Genomic DNA, 14,002 nt, shown 5'->3' on the forward strand with positions numbered 1-14,002 from the left:
TTTACCGCTAACGAATCACTGCGGTAGCAGCAATGGAGATTTCAGGGTGCTGGAGTGCTTCCCAGTCAGGTCGGTAAAAGCGTCCTGCAGATCCTGCAGATCCACTTTGCGCTGCTGCATAAGCGTGCGGCTAATGTCGTCAATGGTTCGATCATTGTTGGTCAGTTCACGAATCTCTCGATCCAGTGCCGCGAATAGCACAGCGGCCCGCGCTGTGGTTGGTCCGGTGGATTTTTTGCGGTGCAGGGTGTCAACCTCGCTGCTCCACTCGCTCAGCCAGTTCAGTACCCGTTCGCGCCTTACCGCGGTGATGCCGCCGGCTCGATAGAGCAGTTCAAACGAGTAGAACTCTGCCAGTCCCTCGGCAATCCAGTCGGCGTTGCGATCGCCCCGTATCCGCGTGACCATATGAAACAGTTCGTGCACCAGGGTGCTGGTGGCGTTTTCGCTGACCAGCGGACGATCAGCGTGCAGGAAAAAAGAATTGGCGGCCGACAGGCCCCCGCGCCAGAACGGATCGTCAGCGCCAACAATCAGGAGTTCGCGCGGTACTTGCAGGAAGGCTGCCTCCATCTGCGGCCAGACAAAGTTCAAAAACGTCAGTACATCGAGACGGCGAAAGGTGGAGCCGGCGGGGGCGCTGACAGAAATTCGGGTCGAACCGACTTCATCCCGGCGGGTGCCCAGTTTGCCGGCGATAATCCAGCCGGTGGGACGATCAAACGACTTGTCCGGGTTGTCGATAATAAACCGCGTGGCGTACTCGCCCGCTTTCAGGCTCTCGTCCTCGGCCCGCTCCCAGCCGGTATTGATGCTGGTCCAGCCGCCGGGGAGCTCGAAGTCCAGTAAGGCCGCATCCAGCTGCAGCTTCTTTTTTCGGGATTTGCTGATTTTTGCCACTGCCGGCGGAACCAGGTCATCGCCGCGCATCAGCAGCCAGTCAGCCGTGATCATGGCGTCATAGGCGCCGGGCTGCCGTTGATGATCGATTTTTACCCGGTAGCTGAGCCACGACGTTGACCGGGTTGGGCGCCAGACCACGCGCTCGCCGGTAGTCTCCAGTGCCGATGCCTTGTCGGCCTTGAAGTCCTGTTGGTACTCGCCGTCGATATTAAAATCCAGGGCCAGGAAAGGATGGTTTTTGGCCAGGATCATTTTCACCTGCGCGGCTTTTTCGCCGGGTAGCAATTTAACCTGGTAAGTCAGCGGGTATTGGCTGTCCGCCAGCGATCCGGGCGCGCCCAGCAAAAAAAGCAAGGCTGCCATTGTTCCACAGAGGGACAAAATGCAGGTGATCTTTAGCGGGTATACCCGCGCTGTTTGAAAAAATGTTGGTCTCAACATGCGCTGGCCTCCGCCATCGTTCGCAAATTTCAGGGCGTTTATCCTGCAGCTACGGGGCAAGCCGGCTACCGGGCGTTACATTTCCATGGGGCAATCGCCCGGCCTGTCGCACGCCTGCATCTGCAAGGCAAAATCCGGATCGTGGGTTAGCAGGCCAATACGCTGGAGATACGCTTAATCTCCGCCACGTTCCAGTATTAAATGCGCTGCCTAGTATCAGGCTTCACTGCAGCATCGACAACTCTTAACCCTCCCAGTTCCAAACACCGATTTGGGTAACGCAGAGAGTGCTGGTACTAATCTGTTCTAACAAGGTCAGGTTAAATCCTTGCGGTAAGTATACGGGGTCACTCCGGTCCATTTCTTGAACGCCCGGATAAACGCGCTGGACTCGGAAAACCCGGTCTTGAAGGCAATCTCCTCGCCCGAAGTGTCCCGCCGGGACAGGTGATAGATGGCGATATCCCGCCGCAGTTGCAGCTTCAGTTCGCTGTAGGTGAGGCCCTCTTCACTGAGCAAGCGGCGCAGTTTCTTGGGGTTGATTTCCAGGCTGCTGGCAATGTCGAGAAAGCTGGGCAGCTTGCTCAAATCACTGCCGATCAGGTCTTTGATACGCTGGCTCCAGCTCAGGCTCTGGTAGGGGTTTACCAGGATATTGTACAGCGGGTGGCGCAAAAAGGTCGCCAGGGTTTCCGGGGGTTTGCACGATCGGCCGGCTGAATAACCTGCGCTTAAACACAAAGCTGCACTGCGGGCTGTCAAAGCGGATCGGGGCGCCTAAAAACAGCGGGCGGTATTCTTGCACATGGGGTGGCGCCGGGTAGCTCAGGGTGACGACCTCCAGCGGTGGCAGGGATTCAGTGAGCCAGCACAGCAAGCGGTGTGCACTGTACATAAACAGTTCATAGGCGTAAGGAACCAGCTTGCCAATGTCGGCCGGACGGGGAGCAAATTGCAGCTGGGCTCGATCCCCATCGGTCAGCAGTGAGGGCTGCAGGCCGCCCTCCGCAATATTGTAAAACAGGCAGTAGCGCTTTAGCGCCTGACCGAGGGTTTTGCAGGATATCAGCCAGTGGCAAAGCGCAGACCATTGGCCCCGTCGTGCAGGGTATGAGCAGTAGCCCAGCATCTCATCTCCCATCTCCCGCATCGTCACCGCCTGCAAGTGGGCGTACTGCTCCGCGCTGACCCTGGCCTGGCTTTCGTGCATAAGCCGGGGTGAAATACGGCTGCGCTGCAGCAAGCGCTCGGTGTCAAAGCCGTGGGCGGCAGCTTGTTTGATTACCGCGTTGACAAAATAGATGTGAACGGACAGGTCTTTCATGGCCAGGTATGGGTTACCGCGTAATCATCGTCAGCCAGTCGCCTTCGATCTCAGGTTAAGGCTATTGACTTCAGGTTAAGATGATCGACTCAAAATGTCTATTTTTGTCCATCAGTGTCATGGTTTGCGAGGGTTCTTGCAAGGGATAATCTCGCCATGAACCATTTTAGTCGTACATTTCACTGCAACAGGATACCCGCATGAGCCATACAGCCTATATCTACGATGCCGTCCGTACTCCGAGGGGGAAGGGCAAGAAAGACGGTTCCCTGCATGAAGTCAAGCCAGTCGCCCTGGGCGCGGGCTTGCTGCGTGAGCTGCAGCGACGTCACGACCTGGATACCAGCCGGGTGGATGACGTGGTGATGGGCTGCGTGATGCCAGCCGGTGAACAGGGAGGTGACATCGCCAAGACCATCGTCCAGTTTGCCGACTGGGACGAGAGTGTCGCGGGCGTGCAACTGGACCGTTTTTGCGCCTCCGGTCTGGAAGCGGTCAATATGGCCGCCATGAAAATTGCCTCCGGTTGGGAGGAGCTGGTGGTTGCCGGTGGGGTCGAATCCATGTCGCGAGTGCCCATGGGAGCCTCTGGTGGTGCCTGGCTGAACGATCCGGAGATCAGTATTCACAGCGGCTCCATCCCCCAGGGTGTGGGCGCGGATACCATCGCCACTCTGGAAGGCTGGAGCCGGGAGGACGTCGACGCCTACGCGCTGGAGTCGCAACAACGCGCCGCCGCGGCCCAGGCCAATGGCTACTTCGATCGCTCGGTGGTGCCCGTGACAGACCTGAATGGCGTTACCATTCTGGCAAAGGACGAATTTATCAAACCCGGCACCACCCTGGCCGGGCTGGCGGGCTTGAAACCCTCTTTTGCGGCCATGGGAGCGATGGGGTTCGATGACCTGATGTTGCGCAAGTACCCGACCCTGGCCAATATCAACCACGTGCACACCCCGGGAAATTCCTCCGGTATTGTGGATGGTGCCTCGGCGGTGCTGATCGGCAGTGAGCGGGCGGGCAAGGATCTGGGCTTAACGCCCCGCGGCCGGATCGTGGCCACCGCGGTGTTGGCCACAGACCCCACCATTATGTTGATTGGTCCGGGGCCGGCGGCCAAAAAGGCGCTGGCCAAGGCCGGTATGACCACTGCCGATATCGACCTGTTTGAAATCAACGAAGCCTTCGCGTCGGTGGCGCTGCGCTTTATGAAGGACCTGGATATCTCCCACGAAATTACCAACGTCAATGGCGGTGCGATCGCCATGGGCCACCCCCTGGGCGCGACCGGCGCCATGCTGGTGAGCACCATGCTGGATGAGCTGGAGCGCCGCAACCTCAAGCGTGCCCTGCTGGCCCTGTGTGTGGGCGGCGGCCAGGGCATCGCCACCATCATTGAGCGGGTTTAAGCCAGGGCTGGGCGGGCCCTGCCCCTGGCAGTCATTACTATCGACAGAATTCAACGGGTAACAAGTCATGAGTGAAACAATACACGGATTTATCTACCACAAAGACGCTGACGGCATCGTCACCATCACCATGGATATGGACGGACCGGTCAATGCCATGAATGAGCAATTCCGCCTCGCCATGGGCGAGATTCCTGCCAGGCTGGAGGCGGAAGAGGGCCTCACCGGGGTGGTGATTGCCTCGGCCAAGAAGACCTTTTTTGCCGGCGGTGACCTGAAGGAATTGTCCTCGGTGCCAAAGGGCGGGGAAGAAGAGCAGTTCCGCACCATCGAAGACCGCATCAAGGCGCCCTTGCGCCGGCTGGAAAAGCTGCCGGTACCGGTGGTGGCTGCCATTAATGGTGCCGCCATGGGCGGCGGCCTGGAAATCTGTCTGGCAGCCAATCACCGGGTCATCTGGAACTCCCCCAAAGTGATGGTGGCCCTGCCGGAGGTTACCCTTGGTCTGCTGCCTGGCGGCGGCGGAATCGTGCGCTCCATTCACATGCTGGGCCTGGAAAAGGCGCTGCCGCTGCTGCTGGAGGGCACCCGTCTCAACCCGGTCAAAGCAGTGGAAGTGGGCCTGGCCGATCAACTGGTAGATTCACTCGACGACCTGGTACCCGCCGCCAAAGCATGGATCAAGGCCAACCCCGATGCCTGGGCCCAGCCATGGGATATCAAGGGGCACAAAATCCCCGGAGGCGATGTCTGGAATCCCGCCATCACCGGCCTGCTGTCGGTGGCACCGGCCATGACCTTTAAAAAGACCCGCGGCTTGCTGCCAGCGCCGGAGCGAATCCTGGCGGTAGCCGGCGACACCATGGCGGTGGACTTTGATACCGCTTGCCGCATCGAGTCCCGCGGCCTGGCTCACCTGATTACCACCAAAGAAGCGAAGAACATCATTACCTCCGGCTTCTTCCAGATGAACAGCATCAACAGCGGTGCCAGTCGCCCGCAAGGCATTGCGCCCGGCAAGGTCAAAAAGGTCGGTGTGCTCGGCGCCGGCATGATGGGGCAGGGCATTGCCTACAGTTCCGCCCTGGCAGGTATCGAGGTGGTGCTAAAGGACATCAGCCTGGAAGCGGCTGAGAAAGGCAAGGCCTACAGCGCCGGCCTGCTGGACAAGCAAATCAAACGCGGCCGCAAGACCGAAGCAGACAAAAACCAACTCCTGGGGCGGATTGTGGCCAGCGCTGACTACGCCGACCTGCAGGGTTGCGACCTGATTATCGAGGCGGTGTTTGAAGATATCGAGTTGAAAGCCAACGTCACCCGGGCAGCGGAACCCCTGCTGGCGGCCGGTGGAGTGTTTGGTTCCAACACCTCGACCCTGCCAATTACGCAACTGGCCGAGGCCAGTGCCAAATCGGAAAACTTTATCGGCGTTCACTTCTTCTCCCCCGTGGACAAGATGCCGTTGGTGGAGATCATTTGCGGTGAGAAAACCAGCGCTGAAACCCTGGCCAAAGCCTTCGACTACGCGCGCCAGATAAAGAAGACCGCCATCGTCGTCAATGACTCGCTGGGCTTCTATACCTCCCGGGTGTTTGGCACCTATATGGATGAAGGTGCACGCCTGTTACAGGAAGGTCTCGATCCGGTCCTGATCGACGCCATGGGCAAGCAGGTCGGCATGCCAGTGGGCCCTTTGACGGTACAGGACGAAGTCAGCCAGGAGTTGAGTCGCAAGGCGGCAGAGACCCACCGGGCAATGGGGGTGTTTGGCAGTAAGGGTGACCTGAGCGTAAATATCAAAATGGCCGAGTTGCTGGTCAATGAATACGGTCGCGGTGGTCGCTATCGCGGTGGTGGTTACTACGAGTACCCGGCGGACGGCGACAAGTACGTGTGGCCAAAACTGAAAGAGCTGTTCTACAAGCCGGAAGTGGCATTGCCGCAGCAGGACATCAAGGACCGAATTCTGTTGCGCCAGGTTATCGAAAGCCTGAAGTGCTTGCAGGAAGGAGTGTTACGCTCGGTGGCCGACGGCAATGTTGGTTCGCTGTTGGGTATTGGCGCGCCAACCTGGACCGGCGGCTTTCTGCAAGTGGTTAACACCTGGGAGCACGGTGACCAGATTGGTTTACAAGCCTTTGCAGCGCGCGCCAAGGAGCTGGAAGAGCGGTATGGGGAGCGTTTTGCCCTGCCCGCCATTGTGGCTGAGAAAATCGCCAGCGGCGCAACTTTCACCTGAGCAGAAAGGGTAACAATTTATGTTTAAGCGGGAATTTACCGAAGAACAACAGATGTTTCGCCAGGCCTACCGGCGTTTCCTCGAGCAGGAAATCCAACCGCACATGGAAGCGTGGCGCGAGCAGGGTATTGTTGATCGCGAGGCCTTTACCAAGGCGGGAGCCAATGGTTTTCTGTGTACCTGGGCCGAGGAGGAGTTTGGCGGTCTCGGGGATCCGGATTTTCGCTTTGAGCAAATCATGATCGAGGAGGCGCAGTATGCCCTCTGCGGCGACTGGTACGCGACCCTGCACAGCCGCCTGGTTGGGCCCTACCTGAAGCGCTTCGGCACCCCTGAGCAACAGCAAAAGTACCTGCCTGGATGTGTTTCCGGTGAATGTATCCTCGCCATTGCCATGACCGAACCGGATGCCGGCAGTGACCTGGCGGGTATGCGCGCCACCGCCATCGACCAGGGTGATCACTACCTGCTCAACGGCAGCAAGACCTATATCTCCAACGGCATCAACGCCGACCTGGTGATCGTCGCTGCCAAGACCGAACCGCAGGACAACCCCCGGGCGATTAGCCTGTTCCTGGTGGAGCGTGGCATGCAAGGGTTTGAGCGCGGCGCCAACCTGAAGAAGATGGGCAAGAAAGGCCAGGATACCGCCGAGTTGTTTTTCTCCAATGTCAAAGTGCCCAAGGCCAACCTGTTAGGCGCCGAAGGTCGCGGCATGCACCAGTTGATGGAGGCGCTGGCGGAAGAGCGCCTGATCTCCGCCGCAGAGGCATTGGCGGCAGCGCAAAAGGCGTTTGATCTGACCGTTGAATTTGTGACCGAGCGCAAGGCTTTTGGCAAGCGCATCGCCGATTTCCAGAATACCCAATTCAAACTCGCGGATTTGCGCGCCGAACTGGATATGCAGCAGGTGTATATCGATCAGTGCGTCAAGGCGGTGAATGCCGGCGAATTGACCGCAGTGGACGCCGCCAAAGCCAAGTACCTGACTACCGAGCTGTTGTGTCGGGTGGCCGATGAAGGCGTACAGTTACACGGCGGGGCTGGCTATATGGATGAATACCCCATCAGCCGCATGTATACGGATGCCCGTGTTACGCGCATCTACGCAGGTACTTCAGAAATCATGAAGTTGATTATCAGTCGCGATATCTTTACTGAGGATTACCAGCAATTTATAGATCGAGACTAAGTGATAAAGATTGACCTGATTATTCCAGTACATAGGGCAGCCATTGGCGATAGTGGGCATACATTTTTATAGCCTGGGGGGATCTATAGCCTGAGGGGCATCAGTTCTTTTCCCGGCCTGGCTTCGGGGGCTTGCTTTCAAGACTCGCCGTGCATCCATCCATGGAGGCTCCACGACAGCATCCCTGCTGTCGAGGGTCTTGAAAGCAATCCCCCAAAGCCAGACCTACCATATTGCCAGCCGCAGGATGATTGACTTTGGTGGTAATTAGGGAGGTATAAGAGACTCAGGTTTAAGCAACACAGGTTTAAGCAAAACAGATTTCTCACAGATCACAAACAACCTTTAGAGGAGCAGTTTATGGATATAGCCGGAAAAACAGCCATCGTCACCGGTGGGGCCTCAGGCCTGGGTTTGGCAACCGTAGAGCGCTACGCCGCCGACGGTGCCAATGTAGCGATTTTCGACTTGAACGAAGAAGTGGGGCCGGCCGTTGCCAAGCTGTCTGCCCACATTGTGGATAATGACTACATTAATGGCGAGTGCATTCGCATGGACGCAGCCATCCGCATGCAGCCGAAATAAGTTTGCTCAATTCGCTTGCTTGCCCTCGTCGTACAAGAAACGTTGTACCAGAAACGTTGTATCAGAAACGTTGTATCAGGAACTTACTGAAGGTTTGGGGCAGGCTGGTACCGATAATGATTACAGGAAATTGATATGGGTGTTCTGAGCGGTTACAGAGTCATCGAACTGGCGGGGCTGGGGCCTTGTCCGATGGCGGGTATGTTGTTGGCGGATATGGGGGCGGAAGTGATCGTTATCGATCGCGGTCCAAACACTGATCCCATGTACGCCAAAGACATGAGTCGTCGCGGTAAAAAATCCATCGTCGTGAATTTAAAAAGCGAGCAAGGTCGCAATACCTTGCTCAAGCTGGTGGCCACGGCGGATGTATTGCTGGAAGGCTTTCGGCCCGGAGTGACCGAGAAGCTGGGTATCGGGCCGGATGATTGTTTTGCCGTAAACCCGGCGCTGGTCTACGGTCGCATGACCGGCTGGGGGCAGGACGGTCCGCTGGCGCACAGCGCCGGGCACGACATCAATTACATTTCCCTGACCGGCGCCTTGCACGCCATCGGTGTCGCAGGCCAGAAGCCGGTGGTTCCCCTCAACCTGGTGGGCGACTTCGGCGGCGGTACCATGTTTTTGGTCACCGGAGTGCTGGGTGCGTTGCTGGAGGGGAAAAGCTCTGGCAAGGGCCAGGTGGTGGACGCGGCCATGATTGAAGGCGCCGCCAACCTGATGTCGATGTGTCACAGTTTCAGCGCCTCCAAGGCCTGGGATTTCAACCGGCCTGGCACCAATATGCTCGACGGGGGCGCGTTTTATTACGACACCTACGAGTGTGCCGATGGTAAATACGTTGCGTTGGGGGCGATCGAGCCACAATTTTTTCAACAGTTTGTAACACTGTCCGGTGTCGATCCCGCCGTGTTTAATGTCCAGGCCCAGGCTGATCAACAGCGTTGGCCGGAGCTCAAAGTGGAGCTGGCCCGGGTGTTTGCGACCAAGACTCGCGACCTGTGGGCGGAAATTTTTGCCGGCAGTGATGCCTGCCTGACTCCCGTGCTCAGTGCGGAAGAAGCGATATCCCACCCGCACAACCAGGCGCGGGGCAATTACCAGGAAGTGGACGGTTTCCAGCAGCCGGCACCGGCACCGCGCTTCAGTCGCACGCCTTCCAGTGTTGCCCATGGCAAGCATGAGGCGGGGGCCGATACCCGGGCTGTGCTGCAGGACCTGGGGTTTGCCGACGACGATATCCAGGTTCTTCTCGACACCGGCGCAGTGTCCTGAAACGAGGTGGTTATCCAAAACATTACCCTTCGCAGCGAGGACTTCAAGGAAGGCAGCAGCGCCTTTTTCGAAAAACGGCAGCCGGACTTCAAGGGTTGCTGAACTTATTGAATGGAGAAGTTTTATGTCACTGACTGGTTTGTTTTCATTGCAGGGAAAAACCGCGCTGATATCCGGCGCGTCCAGTGGCCTTGGTGAGCACTTTGCCCAGGTCATGGGGGAGGCGGGTGCCGAGGTTGTGGTCGCCGCGCGTCGCGTAGACAAGCTGGAAGACCTGGTTGCACGCATTCGCGCTGGTGGCGGTAAAGCCCAGGCCATTGCCATGGACGTGACTTCACCGGAAAGCGTGGTGGCTGCCTTCGAACAGCTGGATGCCAAGGTCGAGCGACTGGATATTCTGGTCAACAATGCTGGCATCAGTACCACGCCGACTAAATTCCTCGAGCTGGAAGAAGACACCTGGGGTTACCTGTTGGATGTCAATTTGAAAGGTGCCTGGCGAGTCGGCAAGCAGGCTGCGCAACGCATGAAAAACCAGGGGGGCGGGGTAATAATCAATACCGCCTCCGTTTACAGTCATTGCACCGGCATCATGAAAGCTGACTACAACGTCTCCAAAGTGGCGGTGGACCAGCTCACAAAAAATATGGCACTGGAGTTAGGGCGGGCGGGGATACGGGTGAACTCCCTGTGTCCCGGGTATTTTGCCACCGCCATCAATGAGGACGAGTTTAACAGCGAGCGTGGCAAGGCCTATATTGCGCGGCTGGTACCGCAGCGTTTGGGGCAGTATCACGAATTAAACGGCCCGCTGTTGCTGTTAGCAAGTGATGCCGGGTCCTATATCAACGGTACATCGCTGATAGTGGATGGCGGCAGTCTGCTGAGACCGGTGTAAGTGAACCCCTAAGGGTTACTTGCGCCCCAGGCAGAGGAGCTGGAAATGTTGCTAACGGATTTTTAATTCAGCTTTGGTAAAGTGGCGCAATTTGCGCCAGGGCGCGGTGGTATTGCGCGTAACCCTGCTGGTAAACCCTGGCGTTGTGGGCGTTTGGCCGGGTGGATAACGCCAGGTTAGGGCTCAAGTGCTCCCTGGTCAACTGCAGTCAGTGGCGGCATCATCGCGAGCTGCTGCTTCACCATAGACACTGGCGATCGCCTGTTGCCTGATCCGGCGCTCTCTATCACGGTCGGGGGCCTGCCAAAAGACATTGATTAAACGATCGAGCTTCTGGTTTGCGTGGTTTATGCCGTCGCTATTTGCGGCGCTGGAATGGCGACCCTGATGCAATTGCGTGTCTCTTTGATGGGAAGGCTCCTGTTCTGCCGGGTGCGAAGAATATTGTTTTAATTGTGGCATCAATTCGACTCCCTGGTCTTTGCGCGAGGGCATATTATGTTCAGCCAGGGTAAGCAATTCTATGGGGTGATTTCCTAAATTTGCCGCCACTGCACTGGCGGCTTTTGTCACTTGCGCAGCGACAGCACCCACTCTACTGCACGGTGAACCAGCCGGGTACTGTCAGATACGCCGATTTTCCGTTTGATGTGTTCGCGGTGGGCATCCACGGTTTTGGGACTGACGTGCAATTTGGCGGCGATTTCCTTGCTGGAGTAGCCATTGCCGATAAGGTTAAAAATCTGCAACTCCCGCTCGGACAGGGTATTCACCGGCTCATCGGTTTCCTGGGGCGCACCGCTAGCCTGGTGTTGCAGCATGCGATTTGCCAGCTGCTTGCTGATGTACATATCCCCGCCGCAGACCAGCTCTAATGCCTCCGCCAGCTTTTCCGGGTTATCCTGTTTGCATATATAACCGTTGGCACCGGCTTTGATCGCGCGCTCGCCGTACATAAATTCCTCGTACATTGAGGCCACCAGGATGCGCAGGTTGGGGTGGGTTCGCCTGGCCTGCTGAATCAGGCGCAGACCGCTGTCATCGCCCAGGTTCAGGTCGACGACCATCATGTCGGGAGCTTCGCTTTCCAGCGACAGCATCGCCGAGTTCAGGTTGTCGGCCTCGGCACAGACCGCAAGGCCACCCAAATGATTAATCACCGACTTGAGACCTTCGCGAAAAGTAGGGTGATCATCGACCAGCAGGACTTTGGCGGTTCGACCGGGTATTGGCATTGAATTCATTATTATGGTGTCTATTTCAGCGCTCGAGGCGGCCTCATGCCACCTTCCTGCAGCTCGATTACCCGCGTGCCCAAACGATATCTAATAGATAGTTAATGGATAAAGTGAGGAGGGCTCAAAGCTGGAAATTCTATTGTAGCCCCTGAATGAATCATATAGGAAATATTCCTAGTGTTGAATACTGCCAAGTGTGGGAAGTCAGGATCGATAAACCGCTGTAGCCCGGCTGCTCAGCAGCACTGGCCGGAGCTCAAAGGCTAGCTGGCCCCGACACTCGCAGCCAGGATTCGCGACCAATGGCCGACAATTTTTGCTGGCAGTGATGCCGGCTTCGAACCGATTATGCGCCCATTCGCAATTCCATCAGCCGCAGTTCGAAGCTGGAAATTGGAGTGTTTCAGGGCGCGACCGCTGCTGCAGGCGGCGCAAGTTGAATTCCAGCACTGATTCATTCAGGAACTGCAGCACCTGCTCACTGTGCTGGTTGATAAAGAAATGGCCGCCGTCGAACCAGTAGGCCTCGATCACAGACTGGTAGAGCGGGCACCAAGCGGACAACTGCTCCGGGGAAACGAAGGGGTCGTCCAAACCGCCCAGCAGGGTGAGCTGGCCGGCGATCTGTTGCTTCGATCTGTTGCGATAGGTCTCCACCAGCTTGTAGTCTGCGCGCAGGGCGGGTGTGCACAGTGCCATCAATTCCCGGTTGCGCAGTATCTGCGCCGGGGTGCCACCGAGTCGCGCCACGGCGGCGACGAACTCGGCCTCCGGCAGCTGGTGTATGGGCGGGCCAGGGCGCTGGTGGAATGGCGCTGTGGCGGCGGAAATTACCGTGTGCAACGGCGCCGGCAGGGCACGTTTTTGCAGTGCCAGCCCCAATTCATAGGCCAGCTTGGCGCCGAGACTGTGGCCAAAAAATACCAGTGGTTTATCCAGCAGCTCGGCGCTGGCACTGGCCAGGTCCCGAACCAGCGTGTCCATGTCGTCGTAGGGGGTTTCGAACAGGCGCACACCGCGGCCGGGCAACTGGCAGATCACCAGCTCCACCTCGGGGTGCAGGTCGGCTTGCCAGCCCAAAAAATGGTTGGCGTTGCCGCCGGCGTAGGAAAAACACACCAGACGCAGCTGTGCGTCCGGCCTGGCGGTGGCGATATGAAACAGTGAACTTGTGTGCATGGCTAATGTGCTCCCGGATTGTGAGGTGTGAGGTGTGTGGTGTGTGGTTTCAGAAATAAAACTTCAAGCTCGCGCGCAGGTAGTCGTCATTGCGAAAGCCGTGCAGCAGATCGGTGTCTGCCAGGTTGCGGAAGGCCTGTCCTTCCAGCTCCAGTACCAGGTCGTCGCGCAAGCGTGTGTTGAGCTCCAGTCGCAGTGCCTGGCCACTGGTTTTGCGATCGTGGTAAACCCCCAGCAGCAGGCTGGTCTGGGCGATGTTGTTGGCCGCCAGCCGCAGGCCGAGGAACAGGTCGTTCTGGAACGTGGTGGTGGCTTGTTCGCCGCGCTGGTCATAGAGGTATTCGGCGATGTAGCCCAGGTCCATGGCGCTGCCAAATACGCCCACCTGGGTGAATTCAAACCCGCTGACCAGGGCGTGGTAGCTGCCCTGGCGACTGCCGTGGCGCTGGATGGCTTCCAGTTTTAGCAACAGGCCAGCGCCGGTGCGCTGCAGGTCCAGGCTGGTCTGTTCGATCTGTTCATAGTAGGGCGATAACACCAACTCACCGGCGGCGTTGAATTTCGGGTCCAGCAGGGGCTCGCGGCTGGTTCCGCGAAAGTAGGCGAGGCCCAGGTCCCAGGCGCCCAGGGTGTGGGCGTAGCGCAGGGCCACGTCCTGGTGTTTGTCTTCGGCCCCGGAGGCGTAGCGGCTGCGGCTGGCGTCGATGGGGAGAGCGGGGTTGAGGCGGGCGCCGGGGGCTGCGAACACGCGCTCGCGAAAGCCCGGCAACCAGAACAGTTGCAGGTTGCCCCAGTCCTGGTGGGTCTGCCATTTGAGCATCGGCTGGCCCAGTTTCACTTCCTCGTCGATATTGTCTGCCACTGAGGTCTGGTTGAGTATGTCCACCAGGTGGCGCGACTCGGTGACGCCCCAAAACTCGGTGGCAAAGCCTATTTTGACGTCAAATCTATCGGCGTAATAACTCAGCGCCAGGGTGCGCAGGTCGGCCCGCTGGCGATTTTCGTCATGGCGGTCCCAGCCCAGGTAGCCGTCGAACTCAACCAGCCAGCGCTGGTCGGCAAAGTACTGATCCCAGCCGAGGCTGGCATAGGCGTATTGATCAGCGCTGTAGTTGTCGCGCCCCGCTGCGGCCTTTTGCGGGAAGAACTGGTATTCCACTCCCAGTTCCAGGTCCGGGCTGGCGGCGCCCACGCCGTAACTCAGTAGCGCAGCGAGAAGCGCTACGCCGATGGTCGCGAGCAGGGGGCAGGTGCGGGGCTTGGGCTTTATCGGGCATTCCATATCGAGCATTCCAGGGCTGTGGGTTACCAATTAATTT

General features: G+C 58.0%; 13 protein-coding genes. 6 read left to right on the forward strand and 7 right to left on the reverse strand.

The window, feature by feature from the left end:
* Window positions 1-15: 15 nt before the first annotated feature.
* The 3 genes from G8764_RS12890 to G8764_RS12900 form a co-directional block, all read right to left on the reverse strand.
* Window positions 16-1,266, reverse strand: a complete 1,251-nt coding sequence (locus G8764_RS12890; protein ID WP_207951870.1) for a hypothetical protein — start codon at window positions 1,264-1,266, stop codon at window positions 16-18.
* 393 nt (window positions 1,267-1,659) lie between these two features.
* Window positions 1,660-1,932 (reverse strand): helix-turn-helix domain-containing protein, encoded by a 273-nt coding sequence (locus tag G8764_RS12895; RefSeq protein ID WP_166165067.1) that lies wholly within the window; start codon window positions 1,930-1,932, stop codon window positions 1,660-1,662.
* Window position 1,933: 1 nt separating this feature from the next.
* Window positions 1,934-2,668 carry an AraC family transcriptional regulator gene (locus G8764_RS12900; RefSeq protein WP_166165068.1) on the reverse strand — a complete coding sequence of 245 codons (735 nt, stop codon included), beginning with the start codon at window positions 2,666-2,668 and terminating at the stop codon, window positions 1,934-1,936.
* Between the two features lie 200 nt (window positions 2,669-2,868).
* Here G8764_RS12900 and G8764_RS12905 point away from each other — a divergent pair, with 200 nt between their 5' ends.
* From G8764_RS12905 to G8764_RS12930, 6 genes are all read left to right on the forward strand, one after another.
* A complete protein-coding gene (locus G8764_RS12905; RefSeq protein WP_166165069.1) occupies window positions 2,869-4,077 on the forward strand; it encodes an acetyl-CoA C-acetyltransferase in 1,209 nt (402 codons plus the stop codon).
* A 67-nt stretch (window positions 4,078-4,144) separates the two neighbouring features.
* The gene (locus G8764_RS12910) at window positions 4,145-6,316 is read left to right on the forward strand and encodes a 3-hydroxyacyl-CoA dehydrogenase NAD-binding domain-containing protein (RefSeq protein WP_166165070.1); all 2,172 of its coding nucleotides are present in this window, start codon (window positions 4,145-4,147) and stop codon (window positions 6,314-6,316) included.
* 19 nt (window positions 6,317-6,335) lie between these two features.
* A complete protein-coding gene (locus G8764_RS12915) occupies window positions 6,336-7,508 on the forward strand; it encodes an acyl-CoA dehydrogenase family protein (RefSeq protein WP_166165071.1) in 1,173 nt (390 codons plus the stop codon).
* Between the two features lie 360 nt (window positions 7,509-7,868).
* A complete protein-coding gene (locus G8764_RS22970; RefSeq protein ID WP_166165072.1) occupies window positions 7,869-8,093 on the forward strand; it encodes an SDR family NAD(P)-dependent oxidoreductase in 225 nt (74 codons plus the stop codon).
* 135 nt (window positions 8,094-8,228) lie between these two features.
* Complete coding sequence (locus G8764_RS12925; RefSeq protein ID WP_166165073.1) at window positions 8,229-9,368, forward strand: CaiB/BaiF CoA transferase family protein; 1,140 nt, start codon at window positions 8,229-8,231, stop codon at window positions 9,366-9,368.
* Window positions 9,369-9,492: 124 nt separating this feature from the next.
* Entirely contained in the window at window positions 9,493-10,266 is a 774-nt protein-coding gene (locus G8764_RS12930; protein WP_166165074.1) for an SDR family NAD(P)-dependent oxidoreductase, read from the forward strand.
* A gap of 198 nt (window positions 10,267-10,464) precedes the next feature.
* On the opposite strand, the gene G8764_RS12935 is transcribed toward G8764_RS12930, so the two are convergent.
* From G8764_RS12935 to G8764_RS12950, 4 genes are all read right to left on the reverse strand, one after another.
* A complete protein-coding gene (locus tag G8764_RS12935) occupies window positions 10,465-10,839 on the reverse strand; it encodes a hypothetical protein (RefSeq protein ID WP_166165075.1) in 375 nt (124 codons plus the stop codon).
* On the reverse strand, window positions 10,836-11,510 hold the full coding sequence (locus G8764_RS12940; RefSeq protein WP_166165076.1) for a response regulator: 675 nt from the start codon (window positions 11,508-11,510) through the stop codon (window positions 10,836-10,838). The genes G8764_RS12935 and G8764_RS12940 overlap by 4 nt, the downstream gene beginning before the upstream one ends.
* Before the next feature lie 363 nt (window positions 11,511-11,873).
* Complete coding sequence (locus G8764_RS12945) at window positions 11,874-12,683, reverse strand: thioesterase II family protein (RefSeq protein ID WP_166165077.1); 810 nt, start codon at window positions 12,681-12,683, stop codon at window positions 11,874-11,876.
* Window positions 12,684-12,732: 49 nt separating this feature from the next.
* On the reverse strand, window positions 12,733-13,965 hold the full coding sequence (locus tag G8764_RS12950) for a hypothetical protein (protein ID WP_166165078.1): 1,233 nt from the start codon (window positions 13,963-13,965) through the stop codon (window positions 12,733-12,735).
* Window positions 13,966-14,002: the final 37 nt, after the last annotated feature.

Source organism: Pseudomaricurvus alcaniphilus, assembly GCF_011440395.1.
Classification (GTDB): domain Bacteria; phylum Pseudomonadota; class Gammaproteobacteria; order Pseudomonadales; family Cellvibrionaceae; genus Pseudomaricurvus; species Pseudomaricurvus alcaniphilus.

What these genes read in the sequence shown, in the direction of transcription:
- G8764_RS12890 (WP_207951870.1), bottom strand. Translation starts at nt 1,266, where the DNA reads ATGGCAGCCTTGCTTTTTTTGCTGGGCGCGCCCGGATCGCTGGCGGAC.
- G8764_RS12900 (WP_166165068.1), bottom strand. Translation starts at nt 2,668, where the DNA reads ATGAAAGACCTGTCCGTTCACATCTATTTTGTCAACGCGGTAATCAAA.
- G8764_RS12905 (WP_166165069.1), top strand. Translation starts at nt 2,869, where the DNA reads ATGAGCCATACAGCCTATATCTACGATGCCGTCCGTACTCCGAGGGGG.
- G8764_RS12910 (WP_166165070.1), top strand. Translation starts at nt 4,145, where the DNA reads ATGAGTGAAACAATACACGGATTTATCTACCACAAAGACGCTGACGGC.
- G8764_RS12915 (WP_166165071.1), top strand. Translation starts at nt 6,336, where the DNA reads ATGTTTAAGCGGGAATTTACCGAAGAACAACAGATGTTTCGCCAGGCC.
- G8764_RS22970 (WP_166165072.1), top strand. Translation starts at nt 7,869, where the DNA reads ATGGATATAGCCGGAAAAACAGCCATCGTCACCGGTGGGGCCTCAGGC.
- G8764_RS12925 (WP_166165073.1), top strand. Translation starts at nt 8,229, where the DNA reads ATGGGTGTTCTGAGCGGTTACAGAGTCATCGAACTGGCGGGGCTGGGG.
- G8764_RS12930 (WP_166165074.1), top strand. Translation starts at nt 9,493, where the DNA reads ATGTCACTGACTGGTTTGTTTTCATTGCAGGGAAAAACCGCGCTGATA.
- G8764_RS12940 (WP_166165076.1), bottom strand. Translation starts at nt 11,510, where the DNA reads ATGAATTCAATGCCAATACCCGGTCGAACCGCCAAAGTCCTGCTGGTC.
- G8764_RS12945 (WP_166165077.1), bottom strand. Translation starts at nt 12,683, where the DNA reads ATGCACACAAGTTCACTGTTTCATATCGCCACCGCCAGGCCGGACGCA.
- G8764_RS12950 (WP_166165078.1), bottom strand. Translation starts at nt 13,965, where the DNA reads ATGGAATGCCCGATAAAGCCCAAGCCCCGCACCTGCCCCCTGCTCGCG.